Annotated in this window: 18 protein-coding genes; 1 reads left to right on the top strand and 17 read right to left on the bottom strand. The window is 29.3% G+C overall.

Features of this window, described 5'->3' with window-relative positions:
- Nucleotides 1-376 precede the first annotated feature (376 nt).
- From D4Z93_RS06005 to purB, 3 genes are all read right to left on the bottom strand, one after another.
- On the bottom strand, nt 377-793 hold the full coding sequence (locus D4Z93_RS06005) for a hypothetical protein (protein WP_119971280.1): 417 nt from the start codon (nt 791-793) through the stop codon (nt 377-379).
- Nucleotides 794-991: 198 nt separating this feature from the next.
- On the bottom strand, nt 992-1,240 hold the full coding sequence (locus tag D4Z93_RS06000) for a hypothetical protein (protein ID WP_119971278.1): 249 nt from the start codon (nt 1,238-1,240) through the stop codon (nt 992-994).
- 171 nt (nt 1,241-1,411) lie between these two features.
- Nucleotides 1,412-2,848 (bottom strand): adenylosuccinate lyase, encoded by a 1,437-nt coding sequence (gene purB, locus D4Z93_RS05995; protein ID WP_119971275.1) that lies wholly within the window; start codon nt 2,846-2,848, stop codon nt 1,412-1,414.
- Nucleotides 2,849-3,036: 188 nt separating this feature from the next.
- Between purB and D4Z93_RS05990 the strand changes: the two genes are divergently transcribed.
- On the top strand, nt 3,037-3,255 hold the full coding sequence (locus D4Z93_RS05990; RefSeq protein WP_119971272.1) for a DUF378 domain-containing protein: 219 nt from the start codon (nt 3,037-3,039) through the stop codon (nt 3,253-3,255).
- A 53-nt stretch (nt 3,256-3,308) separates the two neighbouring features.
- Here D4Z93_RS05990 and D4Z93_RS05985 read toward each other — a convergent pair whose 3' ends face one another.
- The 14 genes from D4Z93_RS05985 to D4Z93_RS05920 form a co-directional block, all read right to left on the bottom strand.
- Complete coding sequence (locus D4Z93_RS05985) at nt 3,309-3,569, bottom strand: HPr family phosphocarrier protein (RefSeq protein ID WP_119971269.1); 261 nt, start codon at nt 3,567-3,569, stop codon at nt 3,309-3,311.
- Nucleotides 3,570-3,684: 115 nt separating this feature from the next.
- A complete protein-coding gene (locus D4Z93_RS05980; RefSeq protein ID WP_119971266.1) occupies nt 3,685-4,878 on the bottom strand; it encodes a pyridoxal phosphate-dependent aminotransferase in 1,194 nt (397 codons plus the stop codon).
- Nucleotides 4,879-4,931: 53 nt separating this feature from the next.
- Entirely contained in the window at nt 4,932-5,288 is a 357-nt protein-coding gene (locus D4Z93_RS05975; protein WP_119971264.1) for an SMR family transporter, read from the bottom strand.
- Nucleotides 5,285-6,538, bottom strand: coding sequence for a hypothetical protein (locus D4Z93_RS05970; RefSeq protein WP_119974251.1), 1,254 nt, complete (start codon nt 6,536-6,538; stop codon nt 5,285-5,287). The genes D4Z93_RS05975 and D4Z93_RS05970 overlap by 4 nt, the downstream gene beginning before the upstream one ends.
- A 39-nt stretch (nt 6,539-6,577) precedes the next feature.
- Complete coding sequence (locus D4Z93_RS05965) at nt 6,578-7,444, bottom strand: decaprenyl-phosphate phosphoribosyltransferase (protein WP_119971261.1); 867 nt, start codon at nt 7,442-7,444, stop codon at nt 6,578-6,580.
- Between the two features lie 166 nt (nt 7,445-7,610).
- The gene (gene spoVS, locus D4Z93_RS05960) at nt 7,611-7,871 is read right to left on the bottom strand and encodes a stage V sporulation protein SpoVS (protein WP_007060056.1); all 261 of its coding nucleotides are present in this window, start codon (nt 7,869-7,871) and stop codon (nt 7,611-7,613) included.
- Nucleotides 7,872-8,032: 161 nt separating this feature from the next.
- On the bottom strand, nt 8,033-9,574 hold the full coding sequence (rny, locus tag D4Z93_RS05955) for a ribonuclease Y (protein WP_119971258.1): 1,542 nt from the start codon (nt 9,572-9,574) through the stop codon (nt 8,033-8,035).
- Nucleotides 9,575-9,836: 262 nt separating this feature from the next.
- Nucleotides 9,837-10,910: a recombinase RecA gene (gene recA / locus D4Z93_RS05950; RefSeq protein ID WP_119974250.1), complete on the bottom strand. Its 1,074-nt coding sequence runs from the start codon at nt 10,908-10,910 to the stop codon at nt 9,837-9,839.
- A 269-nt stretch (nt 10,911-11,179) separates the two neighbouring features.
- Nucleotides 11,180-11,767 carry a CDP-diacylglycerol--glycerol-3-phosphate 3-phosphatidyltransferase gene (gene pgsA, locus D4Z93_RS05945; protein WP_119971256.1) on the bottom strand — a complete coding sequence of 196 codons (588 nt, stop codon included), beginning with the start codon at nt 11,765-11,767 and terminating at the stop codon, nt 11,180-11,182.
- The gene (rimO, locus tag D4Z93_RS05940; protein ID WP_119971254.1) at nt 11,754-13,088 is read right to left on the bottom strand and encodes a 30S ribosomal protein S12 methylthiotransferase RimO; all 1,335 of its coding nucleotides are present in this window, start codon (nt 13,086-13,088) and stop codon (nt 11,754-11,756) included. The genes pgsA and rimO overlap by 14 nt, the downstream gene beginning before the upstream one ends.
- Nucleotides 13,089-13,202: 114 nt before the next feature.
- Nucleotides 13,203-15,452 (bottom strand): FtsK/SpoIIIE family DNA translocase, encoded by a 2,250-nt coding sequence (locus D4Z93_RS05935; protein WP_119971251.1) that lies wholly within the window; start codon nt 15,450-15,452, stop codon nt 13,203-13,205.
- 97 nt (nt 15,453-15,549) lie between these two features.
- Nucleotides 15,550-16,233 (bottom strand): ClpP family protease, encoded by a 684-nt coding sequence (locus D4Z93_RS05930; protein ID WP_119971248.1) that lies wholly within the window; start codon nt 16,231-16,233, stop codon nt 15,550-15,552.
- Nucleotides 16,234-16,306: 73 nt separating this feature from the next.
- Nucleotides 16,307-16,579 (bottom strand): YlmC/YmxH family sporulation protein, encoded by a 273-nt coding sequence (locus D4Z93_RS05925; protein ID WP_119971245.1) that lies wholly within the window; start codon nt 16,577-16,579, stop codon nt 16,307-16,309.
- 114 nt (nt 16,580-16,693) lie between these two features.
- On the bottom strand, nt 16,694-17,995 hold the full coding sequence (locus tag D4Z93_RS05920) for a M16 family metallopeptidase (protein ID WP_119971242.1): 1,302 nt from the start codon (nt 17,993-17,995) through the stop codon (nt 16,694-16,696).
- Nucleotides 17,996-18,034 lie beyond the last annotated feature (39 nt).

Below are 18,034 nucleotides of genomic sequence, written 5' to 3'. Positions count from 1 at the left end.
ATTTTTATTCTAAATATATTGAAAATATATATTTTATAGTTATTATTATGAAAATTATGAATTTTTTATGTTCTGTTGACATTTGAAATAATTTAATATAATATATCATCAATAGCTACTTTTTGAAGTTTATTACAAATAACATATTTTAATTTTTACAATAATTGTATGATTGTTTACAGTTATTGTGATATTTCAATATTATTCAGGCTATATCAGTCTTTAAATTTGTTAAAAGATTGATAAGTATAAATTAACTCTTTCTTAAAATTTTATAATACTTTCTCTCATTTTATTAAAAGTTTTAAGATTCAATTAAAGAACTCAATGTTTAACTCCCTTAAACATTGAGTTCTTTAATTTTAAATATTATTCTCTACTCAATCAATTCTAAGATATCTTTATATATCAGAATATTCGATATACTACCATAGTATCTTATTACACCATCTATAACTGTAAAAGGATCCTCATATCCCTTATCAATCAATTCTTTTATTCTAGGATATGTATGGCCAAAATTATTACATTTACTTATATCTATAAATTCTAATTTTACATTGTTACATACATCACTTTTTCGTATAAAGGTCTCAAGAGCACCATACATATCTGCAATAGTATTAATAGATTTTAAATCATTTCTGCCGCGGCATCCACAACAGTTATCATTTTCACACGAACTACATCTACTACTTTTATATCCTCCACATCCACCAGAATTTAAATCTATTTTTTTGCTTTTCTCTCCAAATATCTGAATTAATACATTTTTATTTTGATTATCTATCATTATCATCTCCTCTTGAATTAAATAACTTAAAACATTTTTTAACTTGTAATAAATAATTTCATTCCTATTTTAAATTTTATTTTGCAATTTTAAAAGAAATTCTTCATTATTATATTTTAAATAGTATATTTATATTAATACATAAAAATGCGAACTGCAATATTGCAGTTCGCTACAAATAGAAATAATTTTATAATATTAAATATTTGATATCTTATCTATATAATTTCTGTCATCACTTAGTCTTATGAGGCTTTCCCTAAAATATTTACTCTTACTCTTCGGAATTTGTTTTCTCCTTATTAATTTAATCATAACCATACATATATCATATTTCTTTACGTGCGTATGACCCTCCTTAAATTTTTTATGTGTGTTGTGAATAATATAATCACCTCCAGCTTTATATATCTTAAATTCTGGATTTTGATATATCTGTACACTCACAGTTTTATCACCTCATAATTATAATAACATAATATTATTATAAAATATTAAATTCCTTATTACATTATGCCATACTTTACGTTATCTTAACTTTTAGATTTATAAAATTAATATTATAAATCTATTTATATTAATATATGAAGATCAAATTAATTTTGACTAATAAATATTTTAGACTGTAATCTCCGCCTTTTCTCCAAGTAAATTCTTATTTTCATCAAGCAAGGGTTTTATTTGTTTATTAATAAAATCTATAACTTGGCCAGGTGCTCTTCCTATAAACTTTTTAGGATCTATTAGAGATACTATTTCATTCTCTGTCATATTAAAAAATTTATCAGATATTATTCTTGATATTAAGTCATTTTCCTTTCCTTCTTCTTTTACCATTTTTGCTGCTTTCATAGAATGCTGTCTGATCCTTTCATGTAATTCCTGTCTATCTCCACCCTTTTTAACAGCTTCCATTATTATATTTTCTGTAGCCATGAATGGCAGTTCTTTCTTAACATGGGTCTCTATAACTTTAGGATATACAACCATATTTGATGATATATTCATATATAAATTTAGAACTCCATCAAGTGCCAAAAATGCTTCTGCTACTGATATTCTTTTATTTGCAGAATCATCAAGAGTTCTTTCAAACCATTGAGTAGATGCTGTTATGGCCGGGTTTAAAGAATTTATAATTACATATCTAGATAACGCACTTATCCTTTCTGATCTCATAGGATTTCTCTTGTATGCCATTGCAGATGATCCAATCTGATTCTTCTCGAATGGCTCCTCCATTTCCTTCATATTTTGGAGGAGCCTAAGGTCATTACTAAATTTATATGCACTCTGTGCCACCTCTGAAAGTGTATTTAATATTATAGAATCAACCTTCCTTGTATAAGTTTGACCTGTAATCATAAATTCACTGTTGAATTTCATCTTTTCAGAAACCATTTTATCAAGAGCTTTAACTTTTTCTTCATCTCCATCAAATAATTCCATAAAACTAGCTTGAGTTCCTGTTGTACCCTTAACTCCCCTAAATCTCATATGATCTATAACAAATTCTAAATTTTCAAGATCAATATATAAGTCTTGAATCCAAATACAAGCCCTTTTACCCACTGTCGTAAGTTGAGCAGGCTGTAAATGCGTAAATCCAAGGGTTGGCAATTCTTTATATTTTAATGCAAATTTCGTAAGCGAGTTTATAACATTTAATATCTTTTTCTTAATTATAAGAAGGGCATCTCTCATTATAATTAGGTCTGTATTATCACCTACATAACAACTAGTAGCACCAAGATGTATTATTCCCTTTGCTTCCGGGCATTGAACACCGTACGCATATACATGACTCATAACATCATGACGGACTTCTTTTTCCCTCTCTTCTGCAACTTCATAATTTATATTTTCAATATTAGATTTAAGTTCACAAATTTGCTCATCCGTTATATTTAAACCAAGTCGCTTTTCACATTCTGCTAAAGCAACCCAAAGTTTTCTCCAGGTTTTAAATTTCATTTCATCAGAAAATAAGTAACTCATATCCTTAGAAGCATATCTACTATTAAGTGGTGTATTATAAACATCTCTTTTTTTCATTTTTACAAAAGACCTCCATACGTATATAGTTTCTATTAATATATTTTTCATTCATATTATAACATATAATAATCCTTAATAATATATATTTGTTCGTATAAATATATCCATCGTTCTATTTTTTATCAAAATTAATATAATTTATTAAACAAGATTATAGTTATAGAATAAAAGGAGGTATATATTTTATGTATAAACTAAATGTTTTAGACAAGCTTTCATTTATCTTCATAATTATAGGGGCTATTAATTGGGGATTAATAGGATTATTTAACCTCAATATAGTAGGACTTGTATTTAGTGAACCTGTAAATTTAATCGGGAGAATTGTTTACATATTAATAGGAATATCAGGAATAGATATGGTACTGTTTTTATTCAAAATGAGAAAAAGTTTTAAAGAATAAAAACAGTTATAAATAAAAGGTTTAATTATAAACCTTTTATTTATAACCTCTAATTATTCTTCAAGAGAATCCAATAATTTAACAATTTCTTCTAATGCTAATGATTCATCATCACCTGAAGCTGAAATCTTTATTTGAGCATTTTTAGTAACTCCTAATGATAATACTCCTATAAGACTTTTTACATTAGCCTTCTTTTCATCAAATTCTATACTTATATCTGATTTAAAAGAAGATGCTTTTTTTACTAATAATGTTGCCGGACGTGCATGTAACCCCGTTGAACTCTTAACTATAACTTCTTTTGATACCATTTTCGTTCACCCCTATATACTATTCTTAAAATCGTATTTAATTATAACATTTTCATTGCATATTTAACAATACTTATTACTTAAAATTCGACATGATAACTATAAATTATCATTCTTAATTCAAGGATTTTACAAATTGATCTATTCTATTAAGCCCTTCCTGAATATTCTCCATAGAAGTAGCATATGAGAGCCTAACGTAATTATCAACACCAAACCCTGCACCAGGTACTACTGCAACTTTTTGTTTTTCCAAAAGCATTTGTGAAAAACTAAGAGAATCCTTTATTTCAATTTCATCAGATTTTTTACCAAACAATCCTGATATGTTCATCATTACATAAAATGCGCCTTCAGGTTTTCTGCAAGATATATTATCTATCGAATTTACTCTTCCTATCATAAAATCTCTTCTTCTTTTGAATTCTTTTATCATGTTATCTATATCAGAAGGATCAGAATTTAATGCTTCCAATGAAGCATACTGAGCTATTGAATTTGGATTTGATGTGGTATGACTCTGTATGTTAGACATAAGTTTTATTATTTTTTCACTTGCGGCAGCATATCCAATTCTCCATCCTGTCATTGCATAAGTTTTTGAAACACCATTTATGACAATAGTTCTACTATAAGCATCATCTGAAAGACTTGCTATGCTTATATGCTTACTCTCTCCATATATTAATTTTTCATATATTTCATCTGATAAAATAAACAAATCATGTTTCTCAGCAAATTCCGCAATTTCTCTCAATTCCTCTTTGGTATAGACGGTTCCTGTTGGATTATTGGGACTGTTTACGAGAATCATCTTGGTCTTCTCAGTTAGTGCTTTATTAAGACTCTCTATTGTATATTTAAACCCATTCTTTTCATCAGTTTTAACGAATACTGGAATTCCGTCAGCCAATTTAACAAGCTCCGGATAACTAACCCAATATGGTATGGGGATTATTACTTCATCTCCCGGATTTAAAACTGCGGAAAATGTATTAGCCAGGCATTGCTTTGCCCCCGTTGAAACAATTATCTGATTTGTATTATACTTCAAATTATTATCCTTATAAAATTTATTAACAATTGCCTTTTTTAATTCTACTATTCCTGAAGCTGGAGTATACTTAGTATATCCTTTTTTTATAGCTTCTATAGCAGCATCTTGTATATTTTTAGGTGTATTAAAATCTGGTTCTCCGGCTCCAAAACCAACTACATCTATTCCATTTGATCTCATCTCTTTTGCCTTAGCAGTTATCGCTAAAGTTATAGATGGTTGGATCTGCTGCGCCTTTTTTGACAAAGTCATTTTCATTCCCCCATTTCTATAATAATTATATATTAAATAATTTTCCAGTTAACTTAGCTCCTTGCTACCAGTACAACACCTATTATAATAAATGCAACACCAATAATCCTTAAAATCGAAATATTTTCCTTAAATAAAAAATAGGAAAAAATCATAACCAAAATATAACCCATACTCACCATAGGGTATGCATAACTCAACTCTACCTTACTCAAAACTTTTATCCACAGTAAAAAACTCACCCCATAGGATATTATTCCACACATAACTGGTAAATTTTTAATTATGCTAATTATACTAGGTATAAGGTGCCTAAATGTTAAATCCAATTGAACTCCTGTTATTCCGTACTTTACAAGTACCTGTCCTACAGCACCTAATAAAACTGAAATTAATATCAATACTATCATAAACTTAACTCCTTGCATTTACATATAATGAGTTTTAAAAAGTTATAAAATCCATATACAAACATAAATATTTCAGGAAATGAGTATCTTCCCTGCCCTTCAGTAACAAAATATATTGAAGTGAACATGCAAAATAATACTACACAGTATAAATCAAATCTATTTATATTTAAAGACCTAATATGAAATAAATTTAAAATTATATATACGCCATATAATAAAAAATATAATATTCCAAACAAAAAAATTACATCTTTTATAATACCCGTAATTAAATATATAGTTATTCTCATAAATTTACTCAGATTCGCACCATGAACGCTATATACTATATCATCACCTACAAAATATGTATTAAAAAGTCTCTTAAATCCAAGTATAGCAAACTGTTTAGGATGATCTTTTATCCATTCTTTAGCAGCATTTTTAAGCATTGTATTCTTTTGCGTCATATTTGCCGTTTTATATTCTTTAGTTTTAACAACTGAATTTTCTACATTATTTGCAGCCATCCATCTTCCAGCTTTATTTTGAGAATTATTATTTATGTATAAAACAATACCTCCATTATTAGATACATATGTATACTGTCCCATTAGCTTTGTATTTCTATAAATCCATGGCGATATAACTAGTATACTTAAAGCTAATATAACAAGAGAATTTAAAATCGGCCTTAGAATCCTTTTTTGAATTATTAAATCCACTAAAAATACAGCAAAGAAAAATACCAAGAAAAATGGTTTTATCATTGTATTTATTCCAGTCAAAATACCAATAAATAAATATCTTAATTTGATCTTGCTAAAATATAACATGGTTATCCCAAGCAGTATCGTTGTAAATAATATTTCAGTGCCTAGAACACTATTAAAAAATATATTATTTGGTATCATAACAAATAATGTAAATATTATCTTTCGTTCTCTCTCCTTTAACTGTATCTTTTTAAGTATACTTAAGAAAAAAATATTTGAAATAAATGTAAGTATTATATTAAATATCTTTCCAACAAGTATACTTGCTCCAAATATTCTAAATATGCCGCCTAAGACTATAGGATAACCTACAGAAGTATACGTATCTCCCCATGATCCTCCATTTGCTATTTTAATCGCCAATGTATAGTAATAGTCAAAATCAGAAAATGGTTGAGTATTTACAAGTGTTACCCATAGTATACAACAAGCTAAACCTATAAGCATAATAATTTCATAAAATTTATTTCGTTTAATTACGTCAACTTTCATAATTACTGTTAGGTCCTTTCTACAATCATTAAAATCCATTTATAACTTCAAATATATTATAATCAGTACTGATATTCCCCATAACAATATATCAACCAAAAAAGGAGTGTCTTTGAAAAAAACATCTTCAGGTTTTCCACCTATATTTTCCTTATCCATCAGATACTGATATCTGAATATACCATACAATATAAATGGGATTGTAAATATCATAGTTTTACTTTGTACTGAACTAAATGTATAAAGGCAGTAAGCCATTAGTATAGATGGTGTAACTATAGTAAGCATACTATCTATATAATCTATAGAATATTCTTTTAATATCTTCCTATGCGATGAACTTTTATCCTTTAAAGCTATCAGTTCACTTTTTCTCTTGTTAAGTGCTAAAAATAATGCTAACAATATTGTACATAAAAATAGCCATGGAGAAATCTGAACATTTGAAGCAAGACTTCCGCTTTCTACTCTAAGTACAAATCCAAAGGTTATAGTCATTACATCTAATATGACTATATTCTTTAATTTAAAACAGTAAAATATATTTACTATTATGTAAATCAAAAATATACTCAATATTTTCAAGTTTAGATATATATAAGAAAAAAATATAACGCAAAACAATATAAGAATATCAAATATAATAGCCGTTCTTTTTGAAATGCGTCCACTTGGAAGTGGCCTTTTTTTCTTGTCTGGATGACATTTATCTTTTTCTATATCAACTATATCATTTAATATATATACAGTTGATGATGTAAAACAAAATATAATAAAAGTTAATATATTATAATAAAGTAGCCTTCCATTTAAGAAATTACCAGAAAAGACTATGGCAGCAAACACAAATGAATTTTTTATCCACTGTTTTGGTCTCATAAGTTGTAATATCGCCTTTATGTCCATATTTTCCTCCTTGCAATACAAAAACTATAATACAATGCCTTTTTACATTTTAACACAGAGCAAAATATAGTCAACTTAAATTATACATATTTTGATATAAGTATAATTTAATTTTATCACATATATTAAGAAAAAGGCCTGAAATTTCAAGCCTTTTATTTATATACTATCTTGGTTGAACAATTAACTTTATCGCAGTTCTTTCTTCACCATCTATTTCAATATCCGTAAATGCGGGAATACATATTAAATCTATACCACTTGGTGCTACAAAACCTCTTGCTATTGCAACAGCTTTTACAGCCTGGTTTAGAGCTCCTGCTCCTATAGCTTGTATCTCTGCAGCCCCTCTTTCTCTTAAAACACCTGCTAAGGCTCCTGCAACTGAATTTGGACTTGATTTTGCTGAAACTTTTAATACTTCCATAATATACCTCCTACATATTAATTATAATAATCATCTAACTTTACTTGTTATTGTTACTACAATATACTATTCTACATAATACTATTCTACATAAAATTAAAAATTCCTTTTAATTTTTGTAAAGCTTTTACAAAATTTAAAAGGAATATTAACAAAATCAATTACTTTGCGTATTCAATCGCACGTGTTTCTCTTATTACATTTACTTTTATTTGACCAGGATACTCCAATTCATTTTCTATTCTCTTTACTATGTTTCTTGCCATTTCCAAAGCTCCTGCATCATCAATTTCTTCTGGTTTGATCATAATTCTTATTTCTCTACCTGCTTGAATGGCATATGACTTTTCCACGCCTTCACATGAATTTGCTATTTCTTCCAGCTTTTCTAATCTCTTTATATAAGCCTCTAAAGTCTCTCTTCTAGCTCCAGGCCTTGCTGCTGATATAGCATCTGCTGCTTGAACAAGCACAGCTTCAAGCGATTCAGACTCTACATCATCATGATGAGCTGCAATAGCATTTACAATTATAGGAGATTCATGATATTTTTTTGCTACTTCTGATCCAATAATTGCATGGGGTCCTTCTACTTCGTGATCAACTGCTTTACCTATATCATGAAGTAATCCTGCCCTTTTCGCTATGGTAGGATCAATTCCAAGCTCTGATGCCATAAGACCAGCTAAATATGCAACTTCAATTGAATGTTTTAATACATTTTGGCCATAACTAGTTCTATATTTCAATCTTCCTAACAATTTTATCAATTCTAAGTGAAGGCCATGTACACTTGTTTCAAAAGTTGCCTGCTCTCCCTCTTCTTTTATGTTATTTTCAACTTCTTTTTTAGCTTTTTCAACCATTTCTTCAATTCTCGCTGGATGAATTCTTCCATCAATTATCAGCTTCTCTAACGCTATTCTAGCTACTTCTCTTCTTATAGGATCAAATCCAGAGAGAATAACAGCCTCCGGTGTATCATCGATAATTAAATCAACACCAGTCAACGTTTCAAGAGTCCTTATATTTCTGCCTTCTCTTCCTATTATTCTACCTTTCATTTCATCATTAGGGAGAGAAACAACATATACAGTTGTTTCTGCAACATGATCTGCTGCACATCTTTGAATAGCACATGTTATTATTTCTCTTGCCTTTTTGTCTGCTTCTTCCTTTGCCTTTGTTTCTACTTCTTTAATCATAATTGCAGATTCATGCTTGATTTCCCTTTTAACTTCATCTAGCAATATTTCTTTAGCCTGCTCAGATGTCAACCCTGATAACCTCTCAAGTTCCTCTCTTTGTCTTTCATATAATTGCTCTACATTTTGTTGTAATTCATCAATTTTTTGCTGTTTTTTATTAAGATTTTCATCTCTTTTTTCAAGCATATCACTCTTCTTATCAAGAAGTTCTTCTCTTTGAATTAATCTTCTTTCAAATCTCTGGGATTCATTTCTTCGATCCCTTGATTCTTTATCAAAATCTGCCCTTAATTTATGGACTTCTTCTTTAGCCTCAAGTATTGCTTCCTTCTTTTTGGATTCTGCATCTCTCTTAGCTTCTTCTTTCAGTCTATTAGACTCTACAAGAGCCTCCGATTTTATAGTTTCAGCCTTATTTTTTATAAGGTATAACATTATTAACAAAACAATAGCTACTACTATACCAGTAATAATCACATATATAATAGAATTCATACAAACACCTCCTTTGCTCTTCCGCGTATATATTTCAGATAAATATGTAAGCATAGAAAAGGTGCCCTATTTATTCAATTGGTATTTATTTAAATAAATGATAAACCAGAATTTGTCTTAATTTTATATTATATTTTTATTATTGTCAAGTTTTAAGAGTTATATTATTAATTTAATATGATATTCCATAATAAACATAACTTATATTTGAAATACTATATTTTTTAAAAGAAATCTTATTCTTATTCTTTAATTTAAACTTCTATTTTTCTTGATCAACATCTTCTTTTTTATTCTTAGGTTTTTCCTTACTCTCTTCATTTATCTTAGGATTTATAATTGGAAGATCGTATTTTTCTCTTATCGTATTTTCTATCTCATACATTATATTTGGGTTTTCTTTTAAAAATTGCTTTGCATTTTCCCTTCCTTGTCCAAGTCTTGTCTCTTTATATGAGAACCATGCCCCACTTTTTTGAACTAACTCTTCTCTTACACCAACATCCAAAACATTCCCTTCTCTTGATATTCCCTGTTTATACATTATATCAAATTCTGCTTGTTTAAACGGAGGTGCAACTTTATTTTTAATTACCTTTATCCTAGTTCTATTCCCTACCACTTCATCGCCTTGTTTTATAGAGTCTATTCTCCTTACATCCATTCTGACAGAAGAATAAAATTTAAGTGCTCTTCCACCAGGTGTAATTTCTGGATTTCCAAACATAATACCAACCTTTTCTCTAAGCTGGTTTATAAATACTACTGAACATTTGGATTTATTTATAGATCCAGTAAGTTTTCTTAAAGCCTGAGACATAAGCCTTGCTTGAAGTCCAACATGAGAATCTCCCATTTCTCCTTCTATTTCTGCCTTAGGAACTAACGCAGCTACAGAATCAACTACTATAACATCTATAGCTCCAGACCTTACAAGTGCTTCAGCTATTTCAAGTGCTTGTTCCCCAGTATCCGGTTGAGATACAATCAAATTTTCTATATCTACACCAAGTATCTTTGCATACCCAGGATCAAGTGCATGCTCAGCATCTATAAATGCCGCTGCTCCACCAGCTTTCTGAGCTTCTCCTATTATATGTAATGCTACTGTAGTTTTACCAGATGATTCGGGGCCAAATATTTCTACAACTCTTCCTTTTGGAATACCTCCTATTCCAAGTGCTATATCAAGATCCAAGCATCCAGTTGATATTGCATCTAAGTCAAGAGTACTATGTTCACCCAATTTCATTATAGAGCCTTTACCAAACTGCTTCTCTATTTGCATCAACGCAGAATCAAGTGCCTTTAATTTTTCGTTATTAACATTTGCCAAAACAGCCACTTCCCTTCTCTAAATATGATATATATAATATATTGAATTTATTCGAACATTTGTTCTAAGATAATTATATAATACATTATATATTTGGTCAACCTAGTATATTTTAACTATTTAAATCAAATCTGCATTATAGGATTTATTCAACATAAAATCTCATTAAAATCATTGATATTGTTATATAACATTATAATTATACACATAAAATAATATTTTAAACAAAAATAGAGAGCTAAATTCAAAAACTTAACTCCCTGCTTAATCTATTTACTTGATTTAAATATATCATTATTATTTACAAAGTATTCTAATCCAGATATTATAGTCATTATTATAGCTAACGCCATAACTGCATCTGTCGTTATATTTAAAAACTTATGTGGATATGTAATAAATTTCTTTAGTACTCCTAAAGAAACATGATTATAATTTAAATTTATCAAAGCTAATATTATAGCTATTATCTGAGTAACTGTTTTTGCCTTTCCCCATTTACTAGCTGCTATAACTTTTCCCTCTGCAGCGGCAACAGTCCTAAGTCCACTGACTGCAAATTCTCTAGCTATAATTATTATTGCAACCCATGAAGGTATTATGTGATATTCAACCAAACATACCAATGCCGTTGTGACCAATAATTTATCTGCTAGCGGGTCCATTATTTTGCCAAAACTAGTTACTTGGTTTCTACTTCTAGCAATATAACCGTCCAACTTATCTGTTATAGATGCCAAAATAAATATGACTATAGAGATAAGTATGCCATATGGTATATCCTTTACAGTGACAAATATCAGAAAAAATGGAACCAATATAATTCTAAGTATTGTAAGTTTATTAGCAAGATTCATAACACTCAACTCCTATTAAATCATATTCAAAAGCGTGAGTGATTTTCACTTTTACAATTTCACCTATTTTCAAATCATTATTAGAATTAAAGTAAATCATTCCATCGACTTCAGGTGTCATTTCATAACTTCTTCCATACCACTCTTCTTCTTTGCCTTCTACTATAACCTCATATGTCTTTCCAATCTTTGAATCATTAATATTCTTTGATATCTGTTGTTGAATACTCATAAGTTCTTCTTCTCTGCTTTCCTTTACATCTTCAGAAACCTGACAATCCATTAAAGCAGCAGCAGTACCTTCCTCTTTAGAATATTTGAATACTCCTAATTTGTCAAATTTAATATCCTTTATAAATTTCTTGAGTTTTTCAAAATCTTCTTGTGTTTCACCTGGAAATCCAACTATAATAGAGGTCCTGAGTACAATATTTTTTATTTTTTGTCTAAGCTTATATATATTATTTATTATATCCTGTCTGGTACCTTTTCTTCCCATAGCCTTTAATACATTGTCGCTTATGTGCTGAATCGGTATATCTAAATATTTACATACTTTTTTATTGCTTTCTATTTCGTCTATAAGCTCCTGTGTGATCTGTTCAGGATAACAGTATAGAATCCTAATCCATTCTATGCCATCTATTAAAGAAAGCCTTTTTATAAGTTTGTGAAGTACACTTTTCCCATATATATCGATGCCATAAATACTTGTATCCTGTGCTATTAGTATTAATTCCTTTACTCCAGACCTAGCTAAACTAGTCGCTTCCTTTAATATACTCTCTATTTGTCTACTCCTATATTTCCCTCTTATTTTTGGTATTATACAATAGGTACAAAAATTGTTACATCCCTCTGCTATTCTTATATATGCGAAATGTGAACCGGTAGTCAAGACTCTGTTTCCTTCATTTATATTTACATCACTATATGTACAACTGTAGAATTTTTCCTTATCTCCACTGATACACTTATCTATTGCTTCACTCAGTTTATCATAGTCATTTACCCCAAGAAGTATATCTATTTCGGGGATTAAATCAATTAATTCCTTACCATACCTTTGAGTAAGACATCCTGTTGCAACCAAAAGCCTGCATTTATATTTACTTTTGTATTCAGCCATTTCCAATATTGTATCTATGGATTCCTGCTTTGAACTCTCTATGAATCCACATGTATTTACAATTATAATATCAGCTTCTCTAGGGTCATTTACTATAATATGCTCAGCCTTAATACCACTTAAAATAATTTCTGAATCCACCCTATTTTTGTCACAGCCTAAACTTACTAGTCCAATCTTTACGCCATCCACTATATTTCCTCCTGTATTATAGTATATTAAAATCAACATATAATTTATTTTAAAACTACTTATTAATTTTTACAAGCAGTAAATTAAATTCTTATTAAATCACAAATACAAATTCTATATATCATCTCTCTTTATTAATATCTTTCGAGGTTTACTTCCATCTCTCGCAGATATTATTCCATTTGCCTCCATTTGGTCTATAATCCTAGCCGCCCTATTATATCCTATTCTAAGTTTTCTTTGAAGAAGTGAAGTAGATGCCTGATTTGCTTGTACAACAATATTTATCGCCTCTTGTAATAATTCATCACTATTATACTCATTCTTACTATCAGTACTTGTACTAATTTGATCTATTATATCATTCTGGTAACTTGGTGGTTCTTCTGTAGACTTTATAAAACTAACAACTCTTTCAACTTCGCCTTCAGATATAAATGCGCCTTGTATCCTTATTGGTTTTGACTCCCCAACTGGATAAAAAAGCATGTCACCTTTTCCTAATAATTTTTCTGCACCAGCACTATCTAGTATAGTTCTTGAGTCAATTTGGCTAGATACAGCAAAAGATATTCTCGACGGAATATTTGCCTTTATGACACCTGTAATTACATCTACAGATGGCCTTTGAGTTGCTATAACTAAGTGCATACCAGCAGCTCTCGCCATTTGCGCTAATCTACATACATAATCCTCAACATCATGAGGTGAAACCATCATTAAATCGGCTAATTCATCTATTATAATTACAACAAAAGGAAGTTTTTCTAAAGTAATTTTATGACCGGCTAGTTCATTATAACTCTCAATACTTCTAACACCATTACCAGCAAATAATTTATATCTTCTTTTCATTTCCTGTACAGCCCAATTTAAGGCTCCCGCTGCCTTCTTAGGATCAGTAACTACAGGTATAAGCAAATGTGGTATGCCGTTATATATACTTAACTCTACTACTTTAGGATCTATCATTAAAAGTTTTACATTATCCGGGGAATATTTATATACTAGACTTATTATAAGAGTATTTATACATACACTCTTACCTGATCCTGTTGATCCTGCTATAAGCATATGTGGCATCCTTGAAAGATCAGATATAACACAATTACCTGCTATATCTTTTCCAAGACAAAATGCAAGATTCTTATTTGAATTTTTGAATTCGGGGGATTCAATAACCTCTCTTAAATATACTGGTGTGAGCTCCCTATTTGGGACCTCTATTCCTATAGCTGATTTTCCAGGAATAGGTGCCTCTATTCTAATTCCAGATGATGCAAGCCCTAGTGCTATATCATCAGCTAAGTTTACTATTTTACTAACCTTAACTCCAGGGCTCGGTTGAATTTCAAATCTTGTGACGGATGGACCTTTACTGACTTGAATAACCTTAGCTTCAACTCCAAAACTCAACAAAGTTTCTTCAAGTTTACTGGCGTTGCCTATTAATTCTTTTTTATCTTCTTTATTCAACTTAGATTGTGAATTTGTATTCAATAAATTTGAATTTGGAAATTCATATGTAGTATTAGTAGTCATATTCTGTATTCGTCTACTTAATTCATCATCCATAGGAATAGGTGCATCAACCTTTCTGTCCGATGCACACTCAATATTTATAGGGTGTTTTCTATATTCGTTATGCGTATACTCTTCTTGTTCATCTAACTTCCGATCTTCCTTTCCTCCTTCAGATGACTTCATAAAATTTAGTATTTTTATCTTACTATTTATATTTTTTATAAACTTTTCCCTTTTACTATCAACACTCTTTTTAGTACCTTCCTGCTCTTCGTCAATAAGTTTTATAGCATCATCATCATCTTTGTGAATGAAATTTCTTATACTATCCACTACTTCATATATGCTAATCCTGCTCATTAAAATAATTGATATTATATATAATGATATAAAAATCACATAACATCCAACTTTGCCAAATAACTTCATTAATGGTATGTCTATTATCATTCCTATAATTCCAGCGTGAATTATATCATCTGATTGATACAATTTCCTTATTGAAGCTTGAATATCACTATCTATATAATAATTATCAATCACAGTCATTTGTATAAAAAGTAATGTATTTATCAGAAAAAGCATTATACCATAAAACTTTGGACTGAAATTTATCTTTTTCTTTTTGGCTATATAGCAAAAACCTATAAATATTATTAATGCTGGAAATATAAAAGCTCCCAAACCAGCAGCAGTTATCAGCATTTTCTTTACAAATTTGCCAGCTATGCCCGATGTCTCTGTTGAGAAGACACTAATTAGCATAAGTATACCTGCTGTAACTAGTACAATACCCTTCACATCATTATTATTTTGATGAATTTTTACCTTTTTAGCCATGTACGTTATCACCTCAAGTTAATAATTCTACGTGCTTATAATATTTCCTTTTATTTAACATATCAAATACATAAAATGAAATATTTTATAATCTTATCTATTCATTATCTGACTTCTGTTTTATCAAGACTTCAAGTTTAGTTAATGCAGCACTTATCCCTCCTACTTCGTCAATTAATCCCTCTGCAACAGCCTGTTTTCCAATCAAAATTGTACCCATATCATTTAATAAATCATCCGTCTGTGACATAAGTTTTTTTAAAGCCTCTTCTTTAATTTTTGATGTTCTAACTATAAAATCGGTAATTCTATCCTGCATCTTTCTAAAATATTCAAACGTCTGCGGTACTCCTATTATTAATCCATTCATTCTTATGGGGTGAACTATCATCGTTGCAGATGGTGATATAAATGAATAATCAGCTGAAGTTGCAAGTGGAACTCCTATAGAGTGTCCTCCTCCTATCACAAGTGAAACTGTCGGTTTGCTTAAACTTCTTATCATTTCTGCTATTGCAAGACCTGCCTCTACATCTCCACCAACAGTATTTAAGACTATTAGTAAACCTTCTACTTTTTTGTTATTCTCTATTGCTATTAACTGTGGAATCACATGTTCATATTTTGTTGATTTAGTCTGCGGTGTAAGTACCATATGCCCTTCTATCTGACCTATTATTGGTAAAATTTGAATTCTATCAATACTGTTAGGGATATTTTGGTTTCCAAATTCCTTTAAGTTTTCTCTTTCTTGACCCTTTTTATCATCTTTTTCACACATATAATTTCCCTCCTTTAACACAATTATATTTTGTGCATTAGAGAAATTATATATACATTTTTTACTATTTAAATTAATGATATTTTTTTAAAAGTTCTTCATCCGCATCTATTATCACAGTTTTTGTTCCTATTTTCCTAACATATTCCCATGGCACCTCTATAAATTCATTTTTACTGAATAGGCCTATTTTAGATTTATTGTTAGTTAAAACAAGCATTTTAAAATTACCATTTTCGTCTATTATTACATCATTATTTCCCAAACAATTAAATTTGTTTCCATCATTTACATTAATTACTTCATAGCCTTCCATTTCACTATACAATTTTAAATTCTCACTCATAATTACCCTCCTTAAGTTTAAATAAATATTTCACACATATCTATTAATCTACAATTATGATATGAGAACTTAAAATATTACCATGATTTTTCTAAAGCTTCTATACCAAAAATTCTAAACAAATTTTTTATTCCCAGCTGTATTAAATAAATCTATATCCTTTTCTATTAAATTTTTAATATTGTCCAAATTAATATCATCACCAACAAAAGCAGAGTTTACTATCCCATTTTTGAATGTATAATCCATAACTCTATTTATATCGTCAGAAGTAACACTGTCAATCTTAGCTATTATGTCTTCAGGCACCTTTATTTTATTTAAAAACAACATCGATCTTCCATTACTGAACATTCTGCTGCTAGTACTTTCGAGTCCTAATATATAACTTCCTTTAAGTTGTTCCTTAGCTACCTCTAATTTTTTATTGTTTATCCCATTTTTTGTAAATTTATATATTTCTTCTTTTATCATATATATTACATTTTCACAATACTTACTATTTAAACTATTATATATATTTATTATTCCTGTATTTTCAAATGAGGATATATATGAATATATTGAATAGCATAGTCCCTTCTCTTCCCTTATCTTCTGAAAAAGAAGTGATGATGCTCCTCCACCAAATATACTATTTAAAATTGACAATGCATACATGTCTTCATTATCCATATCAATTCCTGGAATTCCAAGAGTCATATGAAGCTGTTCTATACTCTTTTTCTTAAACATATGATTATTTAAAATCTTAGGTTTAGAATATAATGTAACTTTTTTATTATGACTTACCCAATTTCCGAAGTACCTCTTTATTAAGTTTAATGTATTATCGACTTCAAATTTTCCGGAAATAGACAATACTGAATTTTGTGGTATATAATATTTTTCAACATAATCTAATATTTGCTGTCTATTAAATGAATTAACAGTATCAATAGTGCCAAGTATTGGAAGTGATATAGGATCATCTCCCCATGAGGCCTTACTGTGCAAATCAGCCAAAACATCCTCAGGAAGATCTTCCCCCATATTTATTTCCTCTATAATAACTCCTTTTTCCTTCTTTATATCTTGAGGTTCAAATTTGCTATTAAATAGCATATCAGCTATTACATCTATAGCAAGTTCAAGATGAGAATCCAGAGCTTTTATATAGAAACACGTAGATTCTTTTCCAGTAAAGGCATTTATTTGTCCACCCACATTTTCTATACATTCCGCTATTTCGAGTGCACTCCTATTTTGAGTACCTTTAAAAAGCATATGCTCTATAAAATGCGATATGCCATTATTATTTTTATTTTCATTTCTGGAACCATTTTTTACCCATAATCCAACACTTACTGAATTAACATAATCTATATTTTCTAAAACAACCCTTAAACCATTATCTAATTTAAATAAGTTATACATATATCCTCCTACAAATAAGATTATTAAATACAGATAAAT

Origin of the sequence: Clostridium fermenticellae (assembly GCF_003600355.1) — a bacterium.
Taxonomy (GTDB): domain Bacteria; phylum Bacillota; class Clostridia; order Clostridiales; family Clostridiaceae; genus Clostridium_AV; species Clostridium_AV fermenticellae.
Note: the sequence above shows the minus strand (reverse complement) of the source record. Positions and strands in the feature narration are given on the sequence as shown.

Coding starts and splice junctions, on each gene's coding strand:
- D4Z93_RS06005 (WP_119971280.1), bottom strand. CDS start 793: ATGATAGATAATCAAAATAAAAATGTATTAATTCAGATATTTGGAGAG.
- purB (WP_119971275.1), bottom strand. CDS start 2,848: ATGAAAAAAAGAGATGTTTATAATACACCACTTAATAGTAGATATGCT.
- D4Z93_RS05990 (WP_119971272.1), top strand. CDS start 3,037: ATGTATAAACTAAATGTTTTAGACAAGCTTTCATTTATCTTCATAATT.
- D4Z93_RS05985 (WP_119971269.1), bottom strand. CDS start 3,569: ATGGTATCAAAAGAAGTTATAGTTAAGAGTTCAACGGGGTTACATGCA.
- D4Z93_RS05980 (WP_119971266.1), bottom strand. CDS start 4,878: ATGACTTTGTCAAAAAAGGCGCAGCAGATCCAACCATCTATAACTTTA.
- D4Z93_RS05975 (WP_119971264.1), bottom strand. CDS start 5,288: ATGATAGTATTGATATTAATTTCAGTTTTATTAGGTGCTGTAGGACAG.
- D4Z93_RS05970 (WP_119974251.1), bottom strand. CDS start 6,538: ATGAAAGTTGACGTAATTAAACGAAATAAATTTTATGAAATTATTATG.
- D4Z93_RS05965 (WP_119971261.1), bottom strand. CDS start 7,444: ATGGACATAAAGGCGATATTACAACTTATGAGACCAAAACAGTGGATA.
- spoVS (WP_007060056.1), bottom strand. CDS start 7,871: ATGGAAGTATTAAAAGTTTCAGCAAAATCAAGTCCAAATTCAGTTGCA.
- rny (WP_119971258.1), bottom strand. CDS start 9,574: ATGAATTCTATTATATATGTGATTATTACTGGTATAGTAGTAGCTATT.
- pgsA (WP_119971256.1), bottom strand. CDS start 11,767: ATGAATCTTGCTAATAAACTTACAATACTTAGAATTATATTGGTTCCA.
- D4Z93_RS05935 (WP_119971251.1), bottom strand. CDS start 15,452: ATGGCTAAAAAGGTAAAAATTCATCAAAATAATAATGATGTGAAGGGT.
- D4Z93_RS05930 (WP_119971248.1), bottom strand. CDS start 16,233: ATGTGTGAAAAAGATGATAAAAAGGGTCAAGAAAGAGAAAACTTAAAG.
- D4Z93_RS05925 (WP_119971245.1), bottom strand. CDS start 16,579: ATGAGTGAGAATTTAAAATTGTATAGTGAAATGGAAGGCTATGAAGTA.
- D4Z93_RS05920 (WP_119971242.1), bottom strand. CDS start 17,995: ATGTATAACTTATTTAAATTAGATAATGGTTTAAGGGTTGTTTTAGAA.